Below are 23596 nucleotides of genomic sequence, written 5' to 3' on the forward strand. Positions count from 1 at the left end.
CCCCGAATGAGCCTGCACGGTCTGCTCGACGCCGTAGTCAAGGACACCGCCCTCGCGGAAGCGGTCACCGCGGCCACCGACGGCAACCGCACGCACGTCGACCTCGTCGGCCCGCCCGCGGCCCGTCCCTTCACGATCGCCGCCCTGGCCCGCGACACCGGCCGCCCCGTGCTCGCCGTGACGGCGACCGGCCGCGAGGCCGAGGACCTGGCCGCGGCCCTGCGCTCCCTCCTCCCGCCCGAGGGCGTCGTGGAGTACCCCTCCTGGGAGACGCTCCCGCACGAGCGGCTCAGCCCCCGCAGCGACACCGTCGGCCGCCGCCTCGCCGTCCTGCGCCGCCTGGCCCACCCCCGCCCCGACGACCCGGAGACCGGCCCGGTCTCCGTCGTCGTCGCGCCGGTGCGTTCCGTGCTCCAGCCGCAGGTCAAGGGCCTGGGCGACCTGGAGCCCGTCTCCGTGCGGACAGGTCAGAGCGCCGACCTGAACGAGATCGTCGAAGCCCTCGCCGCCGCCGCGTACACGCGCGTGGAGCTGGTCGAGAAGCGCGGCGAGTTCGCCGTACGCGGCGGCATCCTGGACGTCTTCCCGCCCACCGAGGAACACCCCCTGCGCGTCGAGTTCTGGGGCGACGACGTCGAGGAGATCCGCTACTTCAAGGTCGCCGACCAGCGCTCCCTGGAGGTCGCCGAGCACGGCCTGTGGGCCCCGCCGTGCCGTGAGCTGCTGCTCACCGAGGACGTGCGGGAGCGCGCGCGGGTCCTCGCCGAGCTCCACCCGGAGCTGGGCGAACTGCTCGGCAGGATCGCCGAGGGGATCGCGGTGGAGGGCATGGAGTCCCTGGCGCCGGTCCTCGTCGACGACATGGAGCTGCTGCTGGACGTGCTGCCCGAGGGCGCCATGGCGGTCGTCTGCGACCCGGAGCGGGTGCGCACGCGCGCGTCGGACCTGGTGGCGACCAGCCAGGAGTTCCTGCAGGCCTCCTGGGCGGCGACGGCCGGCGGGGGCGAGGCGCCCATCGACGTCGGCGCCGCCTCCCTGTGGTCCATCGCGGACGTCCGCGACCGGGCCCGCGAGCTGGGCATGATGTGGTGGTCGGTGTCGCCGTTCGCCGCCGACGAGGAGCTGGAGGCGGACACCCTCAAGCTGGGCATGCGCGCCCCGGAGGCCTACCGCGGCGACACCGCGCGGGCGCTGGCCGACACCAAGGGCTGGCTCGCCGACGGCTGGCGCACGGTGTTCGTCACCGAGGGCCACGGCCCGGCCGCCCGCACGGTGGAGGTGCTCGGCGGCGAGGGCATCGCCGCACGGCTCGACACGGATCTCGGCGAGATCACCCCGTCCGTCGTGCACGTCGCGTGCGGCTGCGTCGACCACGGCTTCGTCGACCCGGTGCTGGGGCTGGCCGTCCTCACCGAGACCGACCTGACCGGCCAGAAGGCCTCCGGCCGCGAGGGCGCCCGGATGCCCGCGCGGCGCCGCAAGACCATCGACCCGCTCACCCTGGAGCCGGGCGACTACATCGTCCACGAGCAGCACGGCGTGGGCCGCTACATCGAGATGGTGCAGCGCACCGTGCAGGGCGCCACCCGCGAGTACCTGGTCGTGGAGTACGCCCCCGCCAAGCGCGGCCAGCCCGGCGACCGGCTGTACATCCCCACCGACCAGCTCGAGCAGATCACCAAGTACGTCGGCGGCGAGGCGCCCACCCTGCACCGGCTCGGCGGCGCGGACTGGACGAAGACCAAGGCGCGCGCCAAGAAGGCCGTCAAGGAGATCGCCGCCGACCTGATCAAGCTGTACAGCGCCCGCATGGCCGCCCCCGGCCACGCCTTCGGCGCCGACTCGCCCTGGCAGCGCGAGCTGGAGGACGCCTTCCCCTACGCGGAGACGCCCGACCAGCTCACCACCATCGCCGAGGTCAAGGAGGACATGGAGAAGTCGGTCCCCATGGACCGCCTGGTCTGCGGCGACGTCGGCTACGGCAAGACCGAGATCGCGGTACGGGCCGCCTTCAAGGCCGTACAGGACGGCAAGCAGGTCGCCGTACTCGTCCCCACCACGCTGCTGGTGCAGCAGCACTTCGGCACGTTCAGCGAGCGGTACGCGCAGTTCCCGGTGGTCGTGAAGGCGCTGTCCCGCTTCCAGACCGACACCGAGGCCAAGGCGGTCCTCGAGGGCCTGCGGGAGGGCTCGGTGGACGTCGTCATCGGCACCCACCGCCTGTTCTCCTCCGAGACGAAGTTCAAGGACCTGGGCCTGGTCATCGTCGACGAGGAGCAGCGCTTCGGCGTGGAGCACAAGGAGCAGCTGAAGAAGCTGCGCGCCAACGTCGACGTGCTGACCATGTCCGCCACGCCGATCCCGCGCACCCTGGAGATGGCGGTCACCGGCATCCGCGAGATGTCGACGATCACCACCCCGCCGGAGGAGCGGCACCCGGTGCTCACGTTCGTCGGGCCGTACGAGCAGAAGCAGATCGGTGCCGCGATCCGCCGTGAGCTGCTGCGCGAGGGCCAGGTCTTCTACATCCACAACCGGGTGGAGTCGATCGACCGCGCGACGGCCCGGCTGCGCGAGATCGTGCCCGAGGCGCGGATCGCCACCGCCCACGGGCAGATGTCGGAGTCGGCGCTGGAGCAGGTCGTGGTCGACTTCTGGGAGAAGAAGTTCGACGTGCTGGTGTCGACGACGATCGTGGAGTCCGGCATCGACATCTCCAACGCCAACACGCTGATCGTCGAGCGCGGCGACAACTTCGGGCTCAGCCAGCTGCACCAGCTGCGCGGGCGCGTCGGCCGGGGCAGGGAGCGCGGGTACGCCTACTTCCTGTACCCGCCGGAGAAGCCTTTGACGGAGACCGCGCACGAGCGGCTCGCCACCATCGCCCAGCACACGGAGATGGGCGCGGGCATGTACGTGGCGATGAAGGACCTGGAGATCCGCGGCGCCGGAAACCTGCTCGGCGGTGAGCAGTCCGGTCACATCGCGGGCGTCGGCTTCGATCTGTACGTGCGAATGGTCGGCGAGGCGGTCGCGGACTACCGGCGTCAGCTGGAGACCGGCGGGATCGAGGAGGAGCCGCCGCTCGAGGTCAAGATCGAGCTGCCCGTCGACGCGCACGTGCCGCACGACTACGCCCCCGGCGAGCGGCTCCGTCTCCAGGCGTACCGGGCGATCGCCTCCGCCAACAGCGAGGAGGACGTCAGGGCCGTACGCGAGGAACTCGTCGACCGCTACGGCAAGCTGCCGGAGCCGGTGGAGAACCTGCTGCTGGTGGCGGGGCTGCGCATGCTGGCCCGTGCGTGCGGGGTCGGCGAGATCGTGCTCCAGGGCACCAACATCCGCTTCGCGCCGGTGGAGTTGCGCGAGTCCCAGGAGCTGCGGCTCAAGCGCCTGTACCCGGGCACGGTCATCAAGGCGGCGGCACACCAGGTGCTGGTGCCGCGCCCGAAGACCGCGAAGGTGGGCGGGAAGCCGCTGGTCGGCCGGGACCTGCTCGGCTGGGTCGGGGAGTTCCTGACGTCGGTCCTGGGTTCCTGAGGGGTTCCGGGCGCGGACAGCGGTCCGTCCACGGCGGAGGCCGCCGTGGACGGACCCTGACGGGTGTGTGAGGCCCTACGGCTGGTCGGGGCGGTCGCGGTCCATGCCGAGCCGGCGTTCGGCCTGCTGCTGCCCCGTGTCGATGTGCTGCTCGTGCTTGCCGCCGGTCCTCTCGTTCGCCTTCTTCTCCGCGGCGTCCGAGGCCTGCCTGGCCCTTTCGCGTGCCGCCTTGTTGCTCTTGAACTTGTCGAGGATGCCCATCCAGAGCTCCTTCCGGAGATGACTCAAAACCGACAATACGCGCGGTGTGGGACGAATGCCCAGATGGTCCCCGTTATGGTCTGGACCTCTCGCTCGTTACGGTGAGACCCGGGATCGGACCGCCCCCGTCGGGGCAGGGTTACAGGAGAACAAGGGAGGGGCGCGGTGACGCGGAACATGGGGTGGGACGGGCGGCTCCGGCACACGGGACCCGCGGTGATCGCCGCGGTGGCCCTGCTCGCCGGCTGCGAGGGACTGCAGGACTCCGGATCCCCGGCCGGCGGCGGAAGCGGGGCCGCGGCGCCCGACGGCCGCGCCGTCGGCCCGCTGGACAACCCCGACGGCACCCAACCGGGCCTCGCCCCCGTGACCGGCGGGAAGGACCGCGCGGCGGCCGTCGCCCTCATCGAGAAGGTGACCACCAAGGGCCGGGGCCCGAAGACGGGTTACGACCGCGACGAGTTCGGCTACGCCTGGATGGACACCGCCGACGGGGTGCCCCTCGCGAGGAACGGCTGCGACACCCGCAACGACCTCCTCCAGCGCGACGGCCGGGAGTTGCGCTTCCGCTCCGGGTCCGACTGCGTCGTGGTCGCCATGACACTGGCCGACCCCTACACCGGCAAGACGATCGAGTGGCGCAAGCAGCAGGCCGCCGAGGTGCAGATAGACCACGTCGTACCGCTCTCCTACAGCTGGCAGATGGGCGCCTCGCGCTGGCCGGAGTCCAAGCGGGAGCAACTGGCGAACGACACCCTCAACCTGATCCCGGTCGAGGGCCGGGCCAACTCGGCCAAGAGCGACTCCGGCCCGGCGGCCTGGCTCCCCCCGAACAAGGACGTCCGGTGCGCCTACGCGGTCCGGTTCGCGCAGGTCGCCGTCAAGTACGAGATGCCGGTGACGTCGGCCGACCGGCGGATGATGCTGGAGCAGTGCGGCGGCTGAGGAACGGCCGGGCGCCGGGAAACGGTTTCCCCGGGCCACGGCGCCACGCCTGCGGTGACGTCATGGACTTCACGGTATCGAGCCTCGCGGCCCGTCCCGACCGGGCCGCGGACTGTCCGCGGTGATGCTCTCCGCGATGCGCGACAACGCCCGGGCCCGTGGTTTCCACGAGGTCGCCGCTCCCGTCCGGCCCAGCGCCAAGCACCTCGAACCGCACACGCCCATGGCGGAGTACACCCGTCGCGTGCGCCCCGGCGGCCTGCCCCACGGCCTCTGGCTGCGCGTCCACGCCCGAGCCGGCGCCACCGTGGACTCCGTGGCGCCGGCGTCGATGACCGTCTCGGCCTCGCTGGAGGACCGGCGCCGCTGGACCGGGCTGCCCTTCGGCACCGACGGCGAGGTCGAGGTGCCCGGAGCGCTGGCGCCGGTGCGCTGCGAGACGGAGCGCGGGTACGCGGTGTACGTCGAGCCCAACGTCTGGATGCGGCACCCGCTGTGAGCCCCGGGCGGGTCAGGCCAGGGCATCGAGGTCCAGCACCTCGCCGGCGGGCCTGCGCGCCGGGACCGGCTCGTCGTGGTTGCCGAGGGCGAGGGAGGCCCGGGTCCGCGCTCCATGCCGGTCATCGAACTCCTCGACGACGACGTCGACCCGGCCCCGACCCGCCACCTCCCGCCCCCGGCCGCCGCGGACGGCGTCGGCCGGCTCTCCGACGTGCGCGGCCGGCTCGGCGAGACGCTGCGCCTGACCACCGAACCGACCCCGCCCCCCTCGGTGGATCCCGGCCGCCCGCCGCCTCCGGGCGGCTGCCCCTCACCACCGTCGGCGAACTGGCCCGCGGGGGCGCCCTGGTGATGCGTACGGGCGGAAGCGGCGGCCACGCGCGCGTGCCCATGCTCACCGACCACGACGTCCTCTCCGGAACGGCTCGACGAACAGCGGCGCCACGGCGCCCGCTTCCGGGCCCCGGACGAGTTCGAGCGGGCGTTCAGGCAGGCGGGCCGGCTCGGCGAGCGGCTCGTGCGCGGGATGGACGACGGTCTGACCGACGGGACGATCCCCCCGGACTGAGGCGTCGGCCGGGCGCCCGCGCGGGACTTCACGCAGCCGGACGAAGTGATCGGGACGACAACGGTTCGGTACATCAGGGATCCGTTGTCCCTGTCGGCCTATACGCTCGGAGTCTCGAACCGAGTTCCCATCGGCTACACCTGACCAGGAGCAGTCATGTACGGCCACGGCGTGGCGCCGCCCACACCCAGCGCGGCATCGGTCATCACGCAGCGCGTGCTGTACGCCGCCGCCGGCGTCCTGTGCTGCGGTCTGCTGGCTGCCGTGCCACTGTTCCGCGTCGCGGTCCTGCGCGGACGGCTGCTCGACTGGGTGGCTGCCTGGGTGAGCATCCCGCTGTCCATAGCCTGCCTGGCGGTGGTCGGTTCGCTCCCGGAGTCGGACCCCCGCACCGACGTCGCCCTGGCCGCGGTCCTGATCCTCGGCGCCGCGGCGAGCGCGTACTACCTGACCGTGGACATCCGCCTCCACCGGCGGCAGGGCCCCTACGCGGCCCAGATGCCGCCGTCGCCGCACGCCACGACGATGCACGCCCCCGGCGTCCACACCCCGTACGGCTACCCGCAGCAGGCCTCGCCGTACGCGCCCACGCCCGTACCGCAGCCGCAGGCCCCCCACACCCCCGCCCCCCACACCCCGGTGCCCCCCACCCCCGTACCGCCGCAGCCGCAGCGTCCCGCGCCGGCCCGGATCGACCAGGTGCGTGCCGAGCTCGACGAACTCAGCGACTACCTGCGCCGCCAGGACGGGCAGCAGGGCCACAACGAGGGCGGAAGGTGAGCGTGACGACGGGACGTGTCGTCGCCGGCCGCTACGAACTGTCCACACTCATCGGGCAGGGCGGCATGGGCCAGGTCTGGACGGCCTACGACAAACGGCTGGACCGGCGCGTGGCCGTGAAGCTGCTGCGCCCGGACAAGGTGGCCGGCCAGGAGGCCGACGAACTGCGCCGCCGCTTCGTGCGCGAGTGCCGGGTGACCGCCCAGGTGGACCACCCCGGCCTGGTCACCGTGCACGACGCGGGCAGCGAGGGCGAGGAACTGTTCCTCGTCATGCAGTTCGTCGACGGCGCCGACCTCGGCGACCACCTCGCCGAGCACGACCCGTACCCGTGGCAGTGGGCGGTTGCGGTCGCCGCGCAGCTGTGCGCCGTGCTGAGCGCCGTGCACGCCGTGCCGATCGTCCACCGCGACCTCAAGCCGCGCAACGTGATGGTGAAGCAGGACGGCACGGTCACCGTGCTCGACCTCGGTGTCGCCTCCGTGATGGACGCCGACACCACCCGCCTGACCCACACCGGCACCCCGATCGGCTCGCCCGCCTACATGGCCCCGGAGCAGGCGATGGGCGGCGCGGTCGGCCCGTACACCGACCTGTACGCGCTCGGGGTGCTGATGCACGAGCTGCTCAGCGGCGACGTGCCGTTCGCCGGCTCCACGGCGCTCGGGGTGCTGCACCGGCACCTGTACGAGCCGCCGGTGCCGGTGCGCCGGATCCGCCCGGAGGTGCCCGAGGCCCTGGAGTCGCTGGTGCTGCGGCTGCTCGCCAAGGACCCGCAGCACCGTCCGGACTCCGCGCAGGAGGTCTACGAACACCTGTCGCAGCTGCTCCCGGCGCGGGGAACGCCCACCGGCTCGCCCCTGGACCCCACCCGCCCCTTCCTGCGCCCGCACGCCCCCTGGCCGGACCGCGCGCGCACGCCCGCGCCCCAGCCCGCCCCGGCCGCGCCGCCCGCGCCCGTGGCGGGGAAGACCGATGTCGCCGCCGCCGTGGACGAGGTGAAGCGGCTGCTCGGCGAGGGCCGCATCACCCAGGCCGTCGACATCCTCGGCTCGATCCTGCCCGTCGCCGCCGACCAGCACGGAGAGCACTCCCCGGTCGTCCGCACCCTGCGCAAGCAGTACGCGGCCACCCTCCTGGACGACGGCCAGTACCGGCGCGCCCTGCCCGAACTGCGCCGCCTCGCCGATGAACGCGCCGCCGAGGCGGGCCAGGCCGACCCGCAGTGCCTGCGCTACCGCTACGAGGCCGCCCAGTGCCTGGAGCAGCTCGGCGAACCGGCCGCGGCGCTCGCCGAGTACCGGGCGCTGCTGACGTACTACGAGAACCAGTACGTGGCCGCCGGCGACCCGCAGCTCGCCCACGACGTCCGCCGCCGCATCGGCCATCTGCTGCTCGCCCTCGGCGACCGGGCCGCCGCGCACGACACACTGGTGCGGCTGCTGCACGACGTGGAGCGCCTCCAGGGCCCCGGATCCCCGGTGGCCGCGGAGATCCGCCGCACCCTGCAGTGGCTGGGCCAGGTGCGCGGATAACGGGACAGCGGACCGCAAAGGGGCCATACGGCCGGACGGCGGGGCGGGGCGGTGCCGGAAGTCCCGGTGAATCGTTGGTCGAATGGGTTGGCCAGAGCTTGGCCGATGCCTACCATCGATCACCGCAAGACTTTGTGCACCGCCGCACAAGCTCTCCTCAGGAGGTCTCCTTGCACCGCCGCCGTCGCACCGCGCTCCTCTTCACCGCCGCGATCGCCGCGGCGGCGCCCCTGCTCACCGCATGCGGAAACGACGCGCACCCCGGTGCCGCGGCCGTGGTCGGCGGGGAGCGGATCACCGTGTCGCAGCTGGAGAACCGGGTCGACGAGGTCCGCGCGGCACAGCGGGCGGCCGTACCGGACGAGGCGCAGTACCAGCAGGCCATCGCGCGGACCGGCAGCCTGACCCGCGACACCCTGCAGGGCATGGTCCTGGACCGGGTGCTGGAGCGCGCCGCGCGCGACGCGGGTGTGACGGTCACGGACCGCGAGGTCCAGCAGATGCGGTCCGGTCTGGAGCAGCAGGCCGGCGGCGGGGAGGCGCTGGAGGCCGCCTGGCTCCAGCAGTACGGCATCCCGCCGAAGCGTCTCGACGCGAACCTCCGCCTCCAGCTCCAGGCACAGAAGCTCGCCCAGCGGCTCGGCACCGACACCAGCCGGCCCGAGTTCTGGCAGGCCCTGTCCGAGGCGAGCAAGGAACTCGACGTCGACCTCAACCCGCGCTACGGCGACTGGGACGTGGAGAAGAGCAGCCGCGTCGACGCCCGGACGCCGTGGGTGCGGGACGTCAGCGCCGCCTCCGCGCCGCAGGGCCTCTGACCGGTCCTGTGGACGGCCGGGCGGCGGATGCCGCGCCTGTGGATACCCGGCCTGTGGACAACTCGGGGCCTGTCGGCCCGGTGGGCTAGTTTCGGAGCGTGAACGCAATCAGCCCCGCACCGACCCCCGAGGACGGCCCCGGCCGTGTCGTCCTGCTCACCACCAGCCACCGCGTCGCGCCCGGTCTGCTGTCCTGGCCGGCCTGGCGGACCCTGCACGCCGCCGACCGGGTGCTGTGCGCGGACGGCGCCCACCCGCAGCTGCCGTACCTGCGGGAGGCGGGGATATCCGTCGAGGAGGCGTCGCCCGCCGCCGAGGAGATCGTCGACGCCTGCGCGGGCGGCCGGACGGTGGTGGTCGTGGCGACGGGGGAGGGCGAACCGGCGCTGACCGACGGGCTGGCGCGGCTGGCAGGGTCCGGCCGGGTGCGGATGCCCGAGCTGGAGCTGCTTCCCGCCTCCTACGACCTGCCGGGCGCCCGTCTGCTCGACCTCGTGCAGGTCATGGACCGCATCCGCGCCGAGTGCCCGTGGTCGTCCCGCCAGACCCACGAGGGCCTGGCGAAGTACGGCATCGAGGAGGCGTACGAACTGGTCGAGGCCATCGAGGAGGGTGACCGGCAGGAGCTGCGGGAGGAGCTGGGGGACGTGCTGCTCCAGGTCGTCTTCCACGCCCGGATCGCCGAGGAGCACCCGGAGGAGCCGTTCTCCGTCGACGACGTGGCGGGCGGCATCGTGGCCAAGCTGATCCACCGGCACCCGCATGTCTTCGGCGAGGAGACGGCGGACACGCCGGAGGACGTCAAGGCGCACTGGCTGCGGACCAAGGCGGAGGAGAAGCGGCGCAGCTCGGTGACGGAGGGGGTGCCGCTGGGGCAGCCGGGTCTGGCGCTGGCCGCGAAGCTGGCGTCGCGGGCGCGGACGGCGGGGCTGGACGTGCCGTTGCCGGCGGGGGAGGGCGTCGGCTACGAGCTGCTGGCGCTGGCGGCGCGGGCGGAGGCGGAGGGGGTCGACCCGGAGGCGGCGCTGCGGGCGGCGGCGCGGGTGTACCGCGACGCGATTCGCTCCGCTGAGGGCGGGCGGGGCGAGGGCTGAGCGAGGGCCTGGGCAGCAGGGTTTTCGTCGTTCGCCGCCCCTGAGGGCCGCGCCCTCCAGGGGCGCGGGGAACTGCGCGAACAACCACGACGCATCCGCACCCGCCCGACGTCCCAACCACCCGAGCTCTCCCGCACCGCACGGCGCCCCGCACCGCACGGCGCCCCGGGCCGCACGGCGCCCCGCCCGTTAGGGTCGCCGCATGCATGACCAGTCCGCCGCCTCCGCCCCGCAGGGCCCCGTTCCCGAGCTGTTCAGCTGGGAGTTCGCCGCCGATCCGTACCCCGCCTACGCCTGGCTCCGTGAGCACGCGCCCGTGCGCAGGACCCGGCTGCCCAGTGGGGTGGAGGCCTGGCTGGTCACGCGGTACGCCGACGCCAAGCAGACCCTCGCCGACCACCGCCTGTCCAAGAACCCCGCGCATCACGACGAGCCCGCGCACGCCAAGGGCAAGACCGGTATCCCCGGCGAACGGCAGGCGGAGCTGATGACACATCTGCTGAACATCGACCCGCCGGACCACACCCGGCTGCGGCGACTGGTCAGCAAGGCGTTCACCCCGCGTCGCGTCGCCGAGTTCGCCCCCCGGGTGCGGGAGCTCACCGACGGGCTCATCGACCGGTTCGCGGACACCGGCTCCGCCGACCTCATCCACGAGTTCGCCTTCCCCCTCCCCATCTACGCCATCTGCGACCTGCTCGGCGTCCCGCGTGAGGACCAGGACGACTTCCGGGACTGGGCGGGCATGATGATCCGTCACGGCGGCGGACCCCGCGGCGGAGTCGCCCGGTCCGTGAAGAAGATGCGCGGCTACCTCGCCGAGCTGATCCACCGCAAGCGGGAGGCGCTGCCCGCCGAGCCCGCGCCCGGCGAGGACCTCATCTCCGGTCTGATCCGCGCCTCCGACCACGGTGAGCACCTCACCGAGAACGAGGCCGCCGCCATGGCGTTCATCCTGCTGTTCGCGGGCTTCGAGACGACCGTGAACCTCATCGGCAACGGCACCTACGCGCTGCTCACCCACCCCGGCCAGCGCGACCGTCTGCAGCAGGCCCTCGCCGCCGGCGACCGCGGGCTGCTGGAGACCGGTGTCGAGGAACTCCTGCGCTACGACGGCCCCGTGGAACTCGCCACCTGGCGGTTCGCCACCGAGCCGGTCACCATCGGCGGGCAGCGCGTCGCGGCGGGCGACCCGGTCCTCGTCGTACTGGCCGCCGCCGACCGGGATCCGGACCGCTTCGCCGACCCGGACGTGCTCGATCTCGGGCGGCGCGACAACCAGCATCTGGGTTACGGCCACGGCATCCACTACTGCCTGGGCGCCCCGCTGGCCCGCCTGGAGGGCCAGACCGCGCTCGCCACGCTCCTGACCCGCCTTCCGGACCTGCGGCTCGCGGTGGAACCGGCCGAACTCCGCTGGCGCGGCGGGCTCATCATGCGCGGACTGCGCACACTTCCGGTGGAATTCACCCCTCCGCACAAGTGACGGACCAGGCCACGTTCCCGTGCCCCCGGTCCGGTCAACGCAAACATGACACGCCTTCAACTTTGTGATCTTCACGTGATCTGCGCGGCATGAACTTGTGACAAGTGATCGTCTGCCGATACGTTCACCCATCAAGTGCGGTGGCTTGAGCTCCATTCACCGCGCCGGTCATCGCTGTCGTGTGAAAGGTCTCCGCATGCTCTCCGGGAACGGTCGGCACCGTCGTCCTCGCCAGGCTCCGGCTCTCCTCGTCGCGGCCGGCGTGACCGGCTCCGCCATCGCGATCCCCCTCCTCGGCGCGGGCGGCGCCAGCGCGGCCGAGGGTATGAACTGGGACCGGGTCGCCGAGTGCGAGAGTGGCGGCTCCTGGAGCCAGAACTCCGGCAACGGCTACTACGGCGGCCTGCAGTTGACCCAGGAGGACTGGGAGAAGCACGGCGGTCTGGACTTCGCGTCGAGCGCCGACCAGGCCAGCCGCGGCCAGCAGATAGCCGTGGCCGAGAAGATCCTCGCCGACCAGGGGGTCGGCGCCTGGCGCACCTGCGGACTGCTCGCGGGCGGCCTGGACCAGGACGCGCCGTCGGCCGATGCCGGCACGGGTGTGACCGACGACTCGGCGTCGGACGGGACGGATTCACCGGATTCACCGGACTCCCGTGACGCGTCCGCTCCCTCCCCCTCGTCCTCCCCCTCCGCCTCACCGTCGGCGACCGCCGACGACGGGAAGACCCCGGACGCTTCGGCGGATGAATCGGGCAACTCCGACAAGTCCGCCGACTCGGGCGCCGGTTCGGACCGTGACGCGGACGCGGACTCCGGTGCTTCCTCCTCCCCCTCGTCCGGACCCGAGGGCGGCGAGTCGGACAAGTCGGGGCAGAGTGGTGATTCTTCGGCCGCGGGCGCCGAGGGCACCGGTCGTCACCGCGGTGCCAGCGCCGAGGAGGGCAAGGAACAGGACCGTGCGTCCGATTCGTCCGGCCGGCATGCCTCGCGCGGACTCAACGCGTGGGGCGGCACGGTCGCCGACTCCTCGACCGGGCGCGACGGCGGCGACCTCTCGTCCGACGCCGATCCCCTTGCGGCCGACGACGGATGGCGCGCGCTCCACGTGGTGAACGAGCAGCTCATCGGCGGCGGCGCGGGCCTCGTTTAACCGGGTCAGGGGCTTGCGGCCCGGGACGAAGCGGGCGGAAAGCGACAGCTGAAAATGCCCGCGAACAGCGGCAGTTGACGTCATGATTCGCGCTGAATGTCCGGTTTAAAGGCTGTGAGAGATAGGTCTCAGAAGCCCTGATCGTCTTTGAAATTCCGCGGATCGCGTGTCTACGGTCGTGACCGCTCGCCACCGCGGGCCCCGGCTGCCGCCACGCCGAATCCTGCCAGTGGCAGCACGGGAACAGTCGTCGCGTCATGCGCCGTAGGCAGGAGCGGGGGACCCAAGGTAAGTGCCGCATCCGGGCAGTTGACGCCGGATACGGCTTGGGGTGGAGCCGCGTCCCGGGAGGGACGTGGCCGGGCAACTCAACCGGCCCGAACCCGACAGCTCACCTCGCAGGCGTCGGTGAGGGGATCCATCCATGCTGTTTTCCGGCAAGGGCAAGCACCGTCGTCCGTCCAAGGCCACCCGCGCCATCGCCGTCGCCGGTGTCGCCTCCGCCGCCGTCGCCGCCCCGCTGATGGCGGCCGGCAACGCCTCCGCCGCCACCGCCTCCGAGTGGGACGCCGTCGCCCAGTGCGAGTCCGGCGGCAACTGGTCCATCAACACCGGCAACGGTTACTACGGCGGTCTGCAGTTCTCCGCCTCCACCTGGGCCGGCTACGGCGGCACGAAGTACGCCGCCACCGCCGACCAGGCCACCAAGGCCCAGCAGATCGAGATCGCCGAGAAGGTCCTGGCGGGCCAGGGCAAGGGTGCCTGGCCGGTCTGCGGCAAGAACCTGTCCGGCGCCGCCTACACCGGCTCCTCCTCGAACGGCTCCTCGGCCGGCTCCTCGCAGGGCACCGAGACCCGTGAGACCGAGCAGAAGGCCTCCCGCTCCGCCGAGCGCCCGGCCGCCGAGCCCAAGGCCGTGCCGAAGGCCGAGAAGAAGACCGTCACCACCCCGACCGGCAAGAAGGTCGAGAAGGGCGACGGCGAGTACAAGGTCGTCAAGGGCGACACCCTCAGCACGATCGCCCAGGAGCACGACGTCAAGGGCGGCTGGGCGAAGCTGTTCGAGCTGAACGACGACATCGTCGACGACGCCGACCTGATCTACCCGGGTCAGCAGCTGCACCTGAAGTAAGGGCAAGCCGCAGGTCCCTCCCCGTCCCCACGGGCTCCCCGCCCCGGTGCGTTCTCCCCCGTACGCACCGGGGCGGGGCTTTTTCTCGGGCGCATTCGGGTCACGGTTTCCGGAACCGCCTTTGTTCCGTGTAGAAACAATCTACGCTCGGTCCTGTCCATGGGATGGGCGGCCGGATGGCCGATCGCCCGGAGCCGGTTAGGCTCGGTCTCGCAAGACCCCCGTGGCCTTGCTCACCCGCGTCACATCCAAGAAGGAGATGCTCGTGCCGTCCATCGACGTCGTCGTAGCCCGGGAAATCCTGGACTCCCGAGGCAACCCCACGGTCGAGGTCGAGGTCGGCCTCGACGACGGCAGCACGGGTCGTGCCGCCGTCCCGTCCGGCGCCTCCACCGGCGCCTTCGAGGCCGTCGAACTCCGTGACGGCGATGCAGGCCGTTACCTGGGCAAGGGCGTCGAGAAGGCCGTGCTGGCCGTCATCGAGCAGATCGGCCCGGAGCTCGTCGGCTACGACGCCACCGAGCAGCGCCTGATCGACCAGGCGATGTTCGACCTGGACGCCACCGACAACAAGGGCTCCCTCGGCGCCAACGCCATCCTCGGTGTCTCGCTGGCCGTCGCCCACGCCGCCTCCGAGGCCTCCGACCTCCCGCTCTTCCGCTACCTGGGCGGCCCGAACGCGCACCTGCTGCCGGTGCCGATGATGAACATCCTGAACGGCGGCTCGCACGCCGACTCCAACGTGGACATCCAGGAGTTCATGATCGCTCCGATCGGCGCGGAGTCCTTCTCCGAGGCCCTGCGCTGGGGCGCCGAGGTCTACCACACCCTCAAGAAGGTCCTGAAGAGCAAGGGCCTGGCCACCGGCCTCGGCGACGAGGGCGGCTTCGCCCCGAACCTCGGCTCCAACCGCGAGGCCCTCGACCTCATCCTCGAGGCCGTCAAGGAGGCCGGCTACACCCCCGGCGAGCAGATCGCCCTGGCGCTCGACGTCGCCGCCTCCGAGTTCTACAAGGACGGCGTCTACACGTTCGAGGGTAAGGAGCGCTCGGCCGCCGAGATGACCGAGTACTACGCCGAGCTCGTCGACGCGTACCCGCTCGTCTCCATCGAGGACCCGCTGTTCGAGGACGACTGGGAGGGCTGGAAGACCATCACCGCCAAGCTCGGTGACAAGGTCCAGCTCGTCGGCGACGACCTGTTCGTCACCAACCCCGAGCGCCTGGCCCGCGGCATCGAGGAGGGCGCCGCCAACGCCCTGCTGGTCAAGGTCAACCAGATCGGCTCGCTCACCGAGACCCTGGACGCCGTCGAGCTGGCCCAGCGCAACGGCTTCAAGTGCATGATGTCCCACCGCTCCGGCGAGACCGAGGACGTCACCATCGCCGACCTGGCCGTGGCCACCAACTGCGGCCAGATCAAGACCGGCGCCCCGGCCCGCTCCGAGCGCGTCGCCAAGTACAACCAGCTGCTGCGCATCGAGGAGATCCTCGACGACGCCGCGGTGTACGCCGGCCGCTCGGCCTTCCCGCGGTTCCGCTCCGCGAACCAGTGAGCGCGGCAAGGGCTGACAGGTAGGCAGCGTCGTACGTACGTCCCCGTACCCGGTCCCGTACCGTGTGCGGGGACGTACGCACGTATGAAGGCGAACCGGAGGCGGACATGGCGGTGAAGGACCGGGACCGTTTCTCCACCGCGACCAGGATCCGGCTGATCGGCGAGCAGACCGCGGCCCGGGTCTACCGTTCGCAGACCAAACGCCAGGCCCGCCGCTCCCGGCTGACCGGGCGGGCGGCGCTGCTCGCCCTGGTGGTCTGCTCGCTGATCGTGGCCCTCGCCTATCCCATGCGGCAGTACGTCTCCCAGCGGGCGGACATCGCCGACCTCCAGCAGGAGCAGGACGAGACCCGCAGGCGGGTCGAACGGCTGCGCGACATGAAGGCGCGCTGGCAGGACGACGCGTACGCCGAGCAGGAGATCCGCCGGCGACTGCACTACGTCATGCCCGGCGAGACCGGCTACATCGTCATCGACCCGGGCACGGCCGAGAAGTCCCGTACGGATCTCGAGGCCGCCGGCCGCCCCTGGTACTCCAACGTCTGGGACGGCGTCGACAAGTCCGACGCCGCCGACCAGTGACTCTCACGGAAAGCCGCAGAAACACAGGTATGGAAACGCCTCCGCCCACGACCCCGCGCACCGAGCCCACCGGCGCCGACGTCGAGGCCTTCAAGCAGCAGCTCGGGCGGCCCCCGCGCGGGCTGCGCGCCATCGCGCACCGCTGCCCCTGCGGGCAGCCGGACGTCGTGGAGACCGCGCCGAGGCTGCCCGACGGCACCCCCTTCCCGACGCTGTACTACCTGACGTGCCCGAAGGCGAACTCCGCGATCGGCACGCTGGAGGCGAACGGCGTGATGAAGGAGATGACGGAGCGGCTGGCCACCGACCCGGAGCTGGCGGCCGCGTACCGCGCGGCGCACGAGGACTACATCAGGCGCCGTGACGAGATCGAGGAACTGAAGGGCTTCCCGAGCGCGGGCGGCATGCCGGACCGGGTGAAGTGCCTGCACGTCCTGGTCGCCCACTCGCTGGCCGCCGGCCCCGGGGTCAACCCGCTGGGCGACGAGGCGCTGGCGATGCTGCCGGAGTGGTGGAGCAAGGGCGCCTGCGTGACGCTTCCCGAGGCCGGCCCGGCGACGGAGGGCGGCCGGTGACCCGGGTCGCCGCCATCGACTGCGGTACGAACTCCATCCGGCTGCTGGTGGCCGACGCCGACCCCGGCACCGGTGAACTGACCGACCTGGACCGGCGGATGACGATCGTGCGGCTCGGCCAGGGGGTCGACCGCACGGGCCGGCTGGCGCCCGAGGCGCTGGAGCGGACCTTCGCCGCCTGCCGCGCGTACGCGGAGATCATCAAGGAGCACGGCGCGGAACACCTCCGCTTCGTCGCGACCTCCGCCTCCCGCGACGCGGAGAACCGCGACGCGTTCGTGCGCGGGGTGCTGGACATCCTGGGCGTGGAGCCCGAGGTCATCACCGGCGACCAGGAGGCCGAGTTCTCCTTCACCGGCGCCACCAGGGAGCTGACCGGCCGGACCGATCTGCACCGGCCGTTCCTGGTGGTGGACATCGGCGGCGGCTCGACCGAGTTCGTCGTCGGCGACGACCACGTACGCGCCGCCCGCTCCGTGGACGTGGGCTGCGTACGGATGACCGAGCGGCACCTGGTGCGCGAGGGGACCGTGACCGACCCGCCCACCGAGGAGCAGATCGCGGCGATGCGGGCGGACATCGAGGCCGCGCTCGACCGCGCCGAGGAGACGGTCCCGCTGCGCGAGGCGCACACCCTGGTCGGACTGGCGGGCTCGGTCACGACCGTGTCGGCGATCGCCCAGGACCTGCCCGAGTACGACTCGGAGGCCATCCACCACTCCCGCGTCTCCCTCGACCGGGTCCGCGAGATCACCGGGTGGCTGCTGCGGTCCACCCACGCCGAGCGCGCGGCGGTGCCCTCCATGCACCCGGGCCGGGTCGACGTGATCGGCGCCGGGGCCCTCGTGCTGCTGTCGATCATGGAGCGGATCGGCGCCGGGGAGGTCGTGGTGTCGGAGCACGACATCCTCGACGGCATCGCCTGGTCCGTGGCTTAGGTCTCCTTTGCTACTGACCAGTAGCACTCCGCTGAGCAGTCGGGATAGCGTTTGAGCGACGCTCGGGGGGCCGTCGCGGGCCCCTCGGGACGGCTGCGCCGGGAAAGTTCGTGAAGTTCTTCACAAGGAATTGTCCCCGGTGGAACGAAGAAGTGGGTCCGGTTGACCCGTTCGGCCCCTCAACCCCCCTTTGAACATGTTCAGAAGGGGTCGCGGGACGCTTCGCCGGGGAAGGTGACGCGGACCGGCCGGCCGGGCTCACATCCGCCGCGAACCGACAGAGAGGCAGCTCACGCGGCATTGACAACGCCCCGCGCGATGCTCCGGTTCCCGGTCGGCACTGTGATCTGGATCAAGAAGCGCGGGATGGTAACACAGGGCCTGCCGGAGCTTGTGAAGGGGCGCACGAGGTACCCCCCTGAGGCGGGTGGATACTCGATGGCATGAGCACCACGGAGCGTCCCAGGATCCTCGTAGTAGGCGGTGGGTACGTAGGCCTGTACGCAGCTCGGCGCATCCAGAAGAAGATGCGTTACGGCGAGGCGACCGTCACCGTCGTCGACCCGCGGTCGTACATGACCTACCAGCCCTTCCTCCCCGAAGCCGCCGCCGGCAGCATCTCCCCGCGGCACGTCGTCGTCCCGTTGCGACGCGTGCTTCCCAAGGCGGAGGTCCTCACCGGCCGGGTCACCACCATCGACCAGGACCGCAAGGTCGCCACGATCGCCCCCCTCGTCGGCGAGGCGTACGAGCTGCCCTTCGACTACCTGGTCATCGCGATGGGCGCGGTCTCCCGCACCTTCCCGATCCCCGGCCTCGCCGAGCAGGGCATCGGCATGAAGGGCATCGAGGAGGCCATCGGCCTGCGCAACCACGTCCTCGAGCAGCTCGACAAGGCCGACTCCACCACGGACGAGGAGATCCGGCGCAAGGCACTCACCTTCGTCTTCGTGGGCGGCGGCTTCGCCGGCGCGGAGACCATCGGTGAGGTCGAGGACATGGCCCGGGACGCGGCCAAGTACTACACCAGCGTGTCCCGCGAGGACATGCGCTTCATCCTCGTCGACGCCGCCGACAAGATCCTCCCCGAGGTCGGTCCCAAGCTCGGCGCGTACGGCAAGGAGCACCTCGAGAGCCGCGGCGTCGAGGTCTACCTGTCCACGTCGATGGACTCCTGCGTCGACGGCCACGTGGTGCTGAAGAACGGCCTCGAGGTCGACTCCAACACCATCGTGTGGACGGCGGGCGTCAAGCCCAACCCCGCGCTGGCCCGCTTCGGCCTGCCGCTGGGTCCGCGCGGCCACGTCGACACCGAGCCGACGCTCCAGGTCAAGGGCACGGACTACATCTGGGCCGCGGGCGACAACGCCCAGGTCCCGGACCTCGTGGGCCGCAAGGCCGGCAACGAGAACGCCTGGTGCCCGCCGAACGCCCAGCACGCGCTGCGTCAGGCCAAGGTCCTCGGCGACAACGTGATCTCCGGCATGCGGGGCTTCCCGCAGAAGGAGTACTCGCACGCCAACAAGGGCGCGGTGGCCGGTCTCGGCCTCCACAAGGGCGTGGCGATGATCGTCATGGGCAAGATGAAGATCAAGCTCAAGGGCCGTCTCGCCTGGTACATGCACCGTGGCTACCACGGCATGGCGATGCCGACCTGGAACCGCAAGATCCGCGTCTTCGCCGACTGGACCCTCGGCATGTTCCTCAAGCGTGAGGTCGTGTCCCTGGGCGCGATCGAGTCCCCGCGCGAGGAGTTCTACGAGGCGGCCAAGCCGGCGCCGGCGCCCGCGGCGGCGCAGCAGGAGCCGAAGAGGACCGAGGCCAAGGCCTCCTGACACCCGGTCACCCTCCGAAGGGGCCACCCGCCATCCGTGGTGCGGGCGGCCCCTTCGCCGTTCCCGCTCGCTGCTCTCCCCCCGGCCCCCCGGCGGGTCGAAGGGCGACCCGGCCCGGCGGTGTGCGTCCTCGGGGCGCAGCCCCCTGGTGGGGAGTGCGGGAGGGGAAACCGGTCGACGCGCCGGGCCGCAGGCACAGCCCCGCCGGCGCAGCCCTCCGTGCGTCCCAGCGGGTGCGATTCCGTCCTTTGCCCAGATGTGACGCGCGCCAGGGACTGCCAAGGCACGCCGCAGGTGTTTTCGTGGTGAGGACATTCCGGGATTCCCCGTCACGGAGGTGTACACCATGGCAGACGCCGCCCCACGGCTGAAAGGCATCCTCGAGCAACTGCTCGGCACACCCCTCCCCGTCCGCATCCGCACCTGGGACGGATCCCAGGCAGGCCCCCCGGGCGCCCCGACCCTGGTCGTACGCAACCGCCGCGCCGTGCGTCATCTGATGTGGAAGCCGGGTGAACTCGGCCTGGCCCGCGCCTGGGTGGCCGGCGACGTCACCGTCGAGGGCGATCTCTACCCCGCTCTGGACCGGCTCGCCGGCCTCATCTGGGAGCGCGACGAGGACGCCCGCACGCTCACCCAGGCCCTGCGCGACCCGGCCTTCCGCTCCGCCGCCCGGGGCCTCCTCGGGCTCGCGGGCCACCCGCTGCCGCCCGCCCCGCCCCCGGAGGAGGCCCGCCGGCCCCGCCGCGGACTGCACACCAAGCACAGCGACAGACGTGCCATCAGCCACCACTACGACGTCGGCAACGACTTCTACGAGATCGTCCTCGGCCCGTCGATGGTGTACTCCTGCGCCTACTGGCCCGCCCCTCCCCCGGAGGGCACCCTCGAACAGGCCCAGCACGACAAGCTCGAACTCGTCGCCCGCAAGCTCGGCCTGGAGCCGGGCGGGCGCCTGCTGGACGTCGGCTGCGGCTGGGGCTCCATGGCCATCCACGCCGCCCGCGAGCACGGCGTGAGCGTCGTCGGCATCACCCTGTCCCAGGAGCAGGCCGCGTACGCCCGCAAGCGCGTCGCCGACGAGGGCCTGACCGACCGTGTCGAGATCCGCGTGCAGGACTACCGGGACGTCACGGACGGGCCGTACGACGCCATCTCCTCCATCGGCATGGCCGAGCACGTCGGCTCGGAGCGCTACCTGGAGTACGCCACCGTCCTGCACCGCCTCCTCAGGCCGGGCGGCCGGCTGCTGAACCACCAGATCGCGCGCCGCCCGCATCGCGACGAGACGTCGTACCGGGTGGACGCCTTCATCGACGCCTATGTCTTCCCCGACGGCGAACTCGCCCCGCTGGGCACGACGGTGTCCCTGCTGGAGCGCGCCGGCTTCGAGGTGCGCGACGTCGAGTCGATCCGCGAGCACTACGCGCTCACCCTGCGCCGCTGGGTGGCGAACTTGGAGGCCGGCTGGGCCCGCGCGGTGGCCCTCACCAGCCCGGGACGGGCGCGCGTCTGGCAGCTGTACATGGCCGCCTCCGCCCTCGCCTTCGAACGCAACCGCATCGGCGTCAACCAGGTCCTCGCCGTCCGGACCCCCGAGTCCGGAGCCTCCGCGCTCCCGCTGCGCGCCCGCACCTGGAACTGACGCCCCCGAAGCCCCTCCCGCGCGGCAACGGGCCCCGTCCCACCCGGAACGGGGCCCGCGTCACAGCCGCTGCCGCGGCCTACTCGGCCTTGATCGCCTGGAGCACGTTCAGCCGGGCCGCCCGCCGCGCCGGCCACAGCGCCGCCAGCACACCCACCACCGCGGCCAGCAGCAGGAAGAGCCCCATCCGGGCCCACGGCAGGACCAGTTCGTACGTCGCCATCCTCGACCCGACCAGCTCACCGGCCGCCCAGCCGAAGAACACGCCAAGACCGAGGCCGAGCACCCCGCCGAACAGTGAGATCACCAGGGACTCCAGCCGGACCATCCGCTTGATGCCCCTGCGGTCCAGGCCGATCGCCCGCAGCATGCCGATCTCCTGGGAGCGTTCGAACACCGACATCGCCAGGGTGTTGATGACGCCGAGGACGGCCACGACCACCGCCATCGCCAGCAGGCCGTAGACCATGTTCAGGATCAGGGTGAACATCTTCGCGATCTCGTTGGAGAGGTCCTGCTTGTCCTGGACCCTGATCGCCGGGTTGGTGCCGAGGGCCTTCTCCAGCGATTCCTTCGCCGCGTCGGACGTACCGTCGGCGGTCTTCACCATGACCATCATGTCGGCCGGTTCCGACTGGTGCGGGTCGAGGGACGCGGTGTCGACCATGATGCCGCTCATCATCTCGTTGGCCTGGTAGACGCCGGAGACCGTGAGCTTCTGCTTCTCGCCGTCCTCGTAGGCGATGGTGAAGGCCGAACCGGCCTTCCAGCCGTACGACGTCGCGGTGTCCTCGTCCACCACGACCCGCGAACCGCCGACCTCGAAGGAGCCCTGCACCACCGGGAATTCGGTCAGCTTCTCGATCGTGGCGCCGTTCACGCCGGTCACGAACTCGGTCTCGCCGTCGATGCGGGCGTGCGCGTTGCGCATCGGGCTGACGGCGGTGACGTCCCCGGCCCGCTCCAGCTTCTTCTCGACGTCCGGCGACAGCGGGTGGCCGTTCGCCATGGACACCATGTAGTCCGCCTCGATCGCGGAGGCCGCCATCTTGTCGATGGACTTCTGCAGGCTGCCGGCCATCACCGTCATCCCGGTGATCAGGGTGAGCCCGATCATCAGCGCGGACGCGGTGGCCGCGGTGCGGCGCGGGTTGCGCACCGAGTTCTGCCGGGCCAGCTTGCCGGAGACCCCGAAGACGCGCAGGACCGGAGCGGCCGCCGCGATCAGCGGGCGGGACAGCAGCGGGGTCAGGATGAAGACACCGATGATCAGCAGGACCGCGCCGAGCCCCATGGGCGCCTGGCCGTCGGAGCCCTCCATCGTCGTGGCCGCGAGGACCACCGCCACACCGGCCGCCGAGAACAGCGCGCCCAGCGTGTTGCGCAGCACCAGCGACTTGGTGGTCGCCGTGGCGTGCACCGCGCTCATCGCCGCCACCGGCGGGATCTTCGCGGCCCGGCGGCCGGGCAGCCACGCGGCGAGCATGGTCACCAGGATGCCGACGGCGAACGCGGAGCCGATCGTGCCCGGGCTGATCACGAGCGGGCCGTCGGGCATGGGCGCGTCCAGCGTCCCCATCAGGGAGCGCAGCCCGACGCCGACGCCGACCCCGGCGACGAGTCCGGCGACGGCGGCGACCGCGCCGACCACGAACGCCTCGACCAGCACCGACCGCGTGACCTGACGCCTCGAGGCGCCGACCGCACGCATCAGGGCCAGCTCCTTGGTGCGCTGGGCGACCAGCATGGTGAAGGTGTTGGCGATGATGAACGTGCCGACGAACAGCGAGATCCCCGCGAACACCAGCAGGCCCTGCTTCAGGCCGCTCATGGAGGACGCGATCGCCTCCGCCTGGTCGTCGGCGAGCCGCGTGCCCGTCGTGGTCTCCACGACGTCGGACGGCAGGGCCTTCTCCAGCTGGGCCCGCAGCTCGGTCTCGCTGACGCCGTCCTTCGCCTTGACGGCGATCTCGTCGAAGGTGCCCGCCTTGCCGAACAGCTTCTGCGCGCTCGCCGTGTCGAACAGCGTGAGGCTGCCGCCGGCCGCGACGTTGCCGTCGTCGGTGGTGAAGATGCCGGTGACCACCGGCTCGATGACGGGTCCGTCGACCGACATCCGTACGGTGTCACCGACCTGGTAACCGGCCCGCTTCGCGCTCTCGGAGTCGATGAGGATCTCGCCCTCGCCCTTCGGCGCGCGACCGCTGACCAGCGGGTAGCGGGGGTCGTTGGTGCCCCAGTAGTTGCCGCCCTGCGACTGGAAGCCGTCGCCGAGCAGCTTGCCGTCCTTGTCGGCGATCGCGGTGAAGCCCTGGACGGTGCCGATGGCCCGCGCGGCGCCGGGCACGGCGGCGCTGTCGTCGACCAGTTCGCGGGTCAGCTCCCGGTACGCGCCGACCTTGTCGCCCTCGGCCTCCTTCCACTGGGGGGTCACGGCGACGTCGACGTGGTCGAAGCCCTTGGCGGACTGCTTCTGCAGCGCCTCGGAGAGGCTGTTGGTGAAGACCAGGGTCCCCGACACGAAGGCCACGCCGAGCATCACGGCGAGCAAGGTCATCAGGAGCCGGGCCTTGTGCGCGGACACATTGCGCAGGGCGGTACGGAGCATGGGTGTTTTCTCGAGTCCAGACGTACGAGGGGGCGGGCGGAGG

At 71.8% G+C, this 23596-nt stretch carries 17 protein-coding genes, 2 pseudogenes and 1 riboswitch; of the genes and pseudogenes, 17 read left to right on the forward strand and 2 right to left on the reverse strand.

Annotated elements, in window-relative coordinates; all coding sequences use genetic code 11:
• Positions 1-6 precede the first annotated feature (6 nt).
• Positions 7-3540 carry a transcription-repair coupling factor gene (mfd, locus tag F1615_RS11810; RefSeq protein WP_149548863.1) on the forward strand — a complete coding sequence of 1178 codons (3534 nt, stop codon included), beginning with the start codon at positions 7-9 and terminating at the stop codon, positions 3538-3540.
• Between the two features lie 75 nt (positions 3541-3615).
• Here the strand turns inward: mfd and F1615_RS11815 are convergent, their stop codons facing one another.
• The gene (locus F1615_RS11815; protein ID WP_149548864.1) at positions 3616-3801 is read right to left on the reverse strand and encodes an antitoxin; all 186 of its coding nucleotides are present in this window, start codon (positions 3799-3801) and stop codon (positions 3616-3618) included.
• Positions 3802-3978: 177 nt separating this feature from the next.
• On the opposite strand from F1615_RS11815, the gene F1615_RS11820 reads away from it, so the two are divergent.
• From F1615_RS11820 to F1615_RS11895, 16 genes and pseudogenes are all read left to right on the forward strand, one after another.
• The gene (locus F1615_RS11820; protein ID WP_149548962.1) at positions 3979-4746 is read left to right on the forward strand and encodes an HNH endonuclease family protein; all 768 of its coding nucleotides are present in this window, start codon (positions 3979-3981) and stop codon (positions 4744-4746) included.
• Positions 4747-4837: 91 nt separating this feature from the next.
• Positions 4838-5245: pseudogene (locus F1615_RS11825) on the forward strand (N-acetyltransferase); the annotation flags it as partial.
• Between the two features lie 108 nt (positions 5246-5353).
• Positions 5354-5815, forward strand: a pseudogene (locus F1615_RS11830) (hypothetical protein); the annotation flags it as partial.
• A gap of 156 nt (positions 5816-5971) precedes the next feature.
• Positions 5972-6595: a hypothetical protein gene (locus F1615_RS11835; RefSeq protein ID WP_149548865.1), complete on the forward strand. Its 624-nt coding sequence runs from the start codon at positions 5972-5974 to the stop codon at positions 6593-6595.
• 38 nt (positions 6596-6633) lie between these two features.
• Complete coding sequence (locus F1615_RS11840) at positions 6634-8130, forward strand: serine/threonine-protein kinase (RefSeq protein WP_280118890.1); 1497 nt, start codon at positions 6634-6636, stop codon at positions 8128-8130.
• Between the two features lie 170 nt (positions 8131-8300).
• A complete protein-coding gene (locus F1615_RS11845; protein ID WP_149548867.1) occupies positions 8301-8948 on the forward strand; it encodes a SurA N-terminal domain-containing protein in 648 nt (215 codons plus the stop codon).
• Between the two features lie 98 nt (positions 8949-9046).
• Positions 9047-10042 (forward strand): nucleoside triphosphate pyrophosphohydrolase, encoded by a 996-nt coding sequence (locus F1615_RS11850; protein WP_149548868.1) that lies wholly within the window; start codon positions 9047-9049, stop codon positions 10040-10042.
• A gap of 202 nt (positions 10043-10244) precedes the next feature.
• Positions 10245-11528, forward strand: a complete 1284-nt coding sequence (locus F1615_RS11855) for a cytochrome P450 family protein (RefSeq protein ID WP_149548869.1) — start codon at positions 10245-10247, stop codon at positions 11526-11528.
• 196 nt (positions 11529-11724) lie between these two features.
• Positions 11725-12681 carry a transglycosylase family protein gene (locus F1615_RS11860; protein WP_149548870.1) on the forward strand — a complete coding sequence of 319 codons (957 nt, stop codon included), beginning with the start codon at positions 11725-11727 and terminating at the stop codon, positions 12679-12681.
• A gap of 250 nt (positions 12682-12931) precedes the next feature.
• Positions 12932-13101: riboswitch (cyclic di-AMP (ydaO/yuaA leader) on the forward strand.
• Between the two features lie 4 nt (positions 13102-13105).
• Positions 13106-13813 carry a transglycosylase family protein gene (locus F1615_RS11865; protein WP_149548871.1) on the forward strand — a complete coding sequence of 236 codons (708 nt, stop codon included), beginning with the start codon at positions 13106-13108 and terminating at the stop codon, positions 13811-13813.
• A gap of 265 nt (positions 13814-14078) precedes the next feature.
• Entirely contained in the window at positions 14079-15368 is a 1290-nt protein-coding gene (gene eno, locus F1615_RS11870) for a phosphopyruvate hydratase (protein WP_149548872.1), read from the forward strand.
• A 107-nt stretch (positions 15369-15475) separates the two neighbouring features.
• Positions 15476-15952, forward strand: a complete 477-nt coding sequence (locus F1615_RS11875; protein ID WP_149548873.1) for an FtsB family cell division protein — start codon at positions 15476-15478, stop codon at positions 15950-15952.
• A 29-nt stretch (positions 15953-15981) separates the two neighbouring features.
• Positions 15982-16527 (forward strand): DUF501 domain-containing protein, encoded by a 546-nt coding sequence (locus F1615_RS11880; protein WP_149548874.1) that lies wholly within the window; start codon positions 15982-15984, stop codon positions 16525-16527.
• Positions 16524-17465 carry a Ppx/GppA phosphatase family protein gene (locus F1615_RS11885; protein WP_149548875.1) on the forward strand — a complete coding sequence of 314 codons (942 nt, stop codon included), beginning with the start codon at positions 16524-16526 and terminating at the stop codon, positions 17463-17465. Before F1615_RS11880 ends, F1615_RS11885 begins: the two co-directional genes overlap by 4 nt.
• A 443-nt stretch (positions 17466-17908) precedes the next feature.
• Complete coding sequence (locus F1615_RS11890) at positions 17909-19300, forward strand: NAD(P)/FAD-dependent oxidoreductase (protein WP_149548876.1); 1392 nt, start codon at positions 17909-17911, stop codon at positions 19298-19300.
• 346 nt (positions 19301-19646) lie between these two features.
• Complete coding sequence (locus F1615_RS11895) at positions 19647-20945, forward strand: class I SAM-dependent methyltransferase (RefSeq protein ID WP_149548877.1); 1299 nt, start codon at positions 19647-19649, stop codon at positions 20943-20945.
• A gap of 79 nt (positions 20946-21024) precedes the next feature.
• Here F1615_RS11895 and F1615_RS11900 read toward each other — a convergent pair whose 3' ends face one another.
• A complete protein-coding gene (locus F1615_RS11900; protein WP_149548878.1) occupies positions 21025-23553 on the reverse strand; it encodes an ABC transporter permease in 2529 nt (842 codons plus the stop codon).
• Positions 23554-23596: the final 43 nt, after the last annotated feature.

It is taken from the genome of Streptomyces marokkonensis, from assembly GCF_008312835.1.
Classification (GTDB): Bacteria; Actinomycetota; Actinomycetes; order Streptomycetales; family Streptomycetaceae; genus Streptomyces; species Streptomyces marokkonensis_A.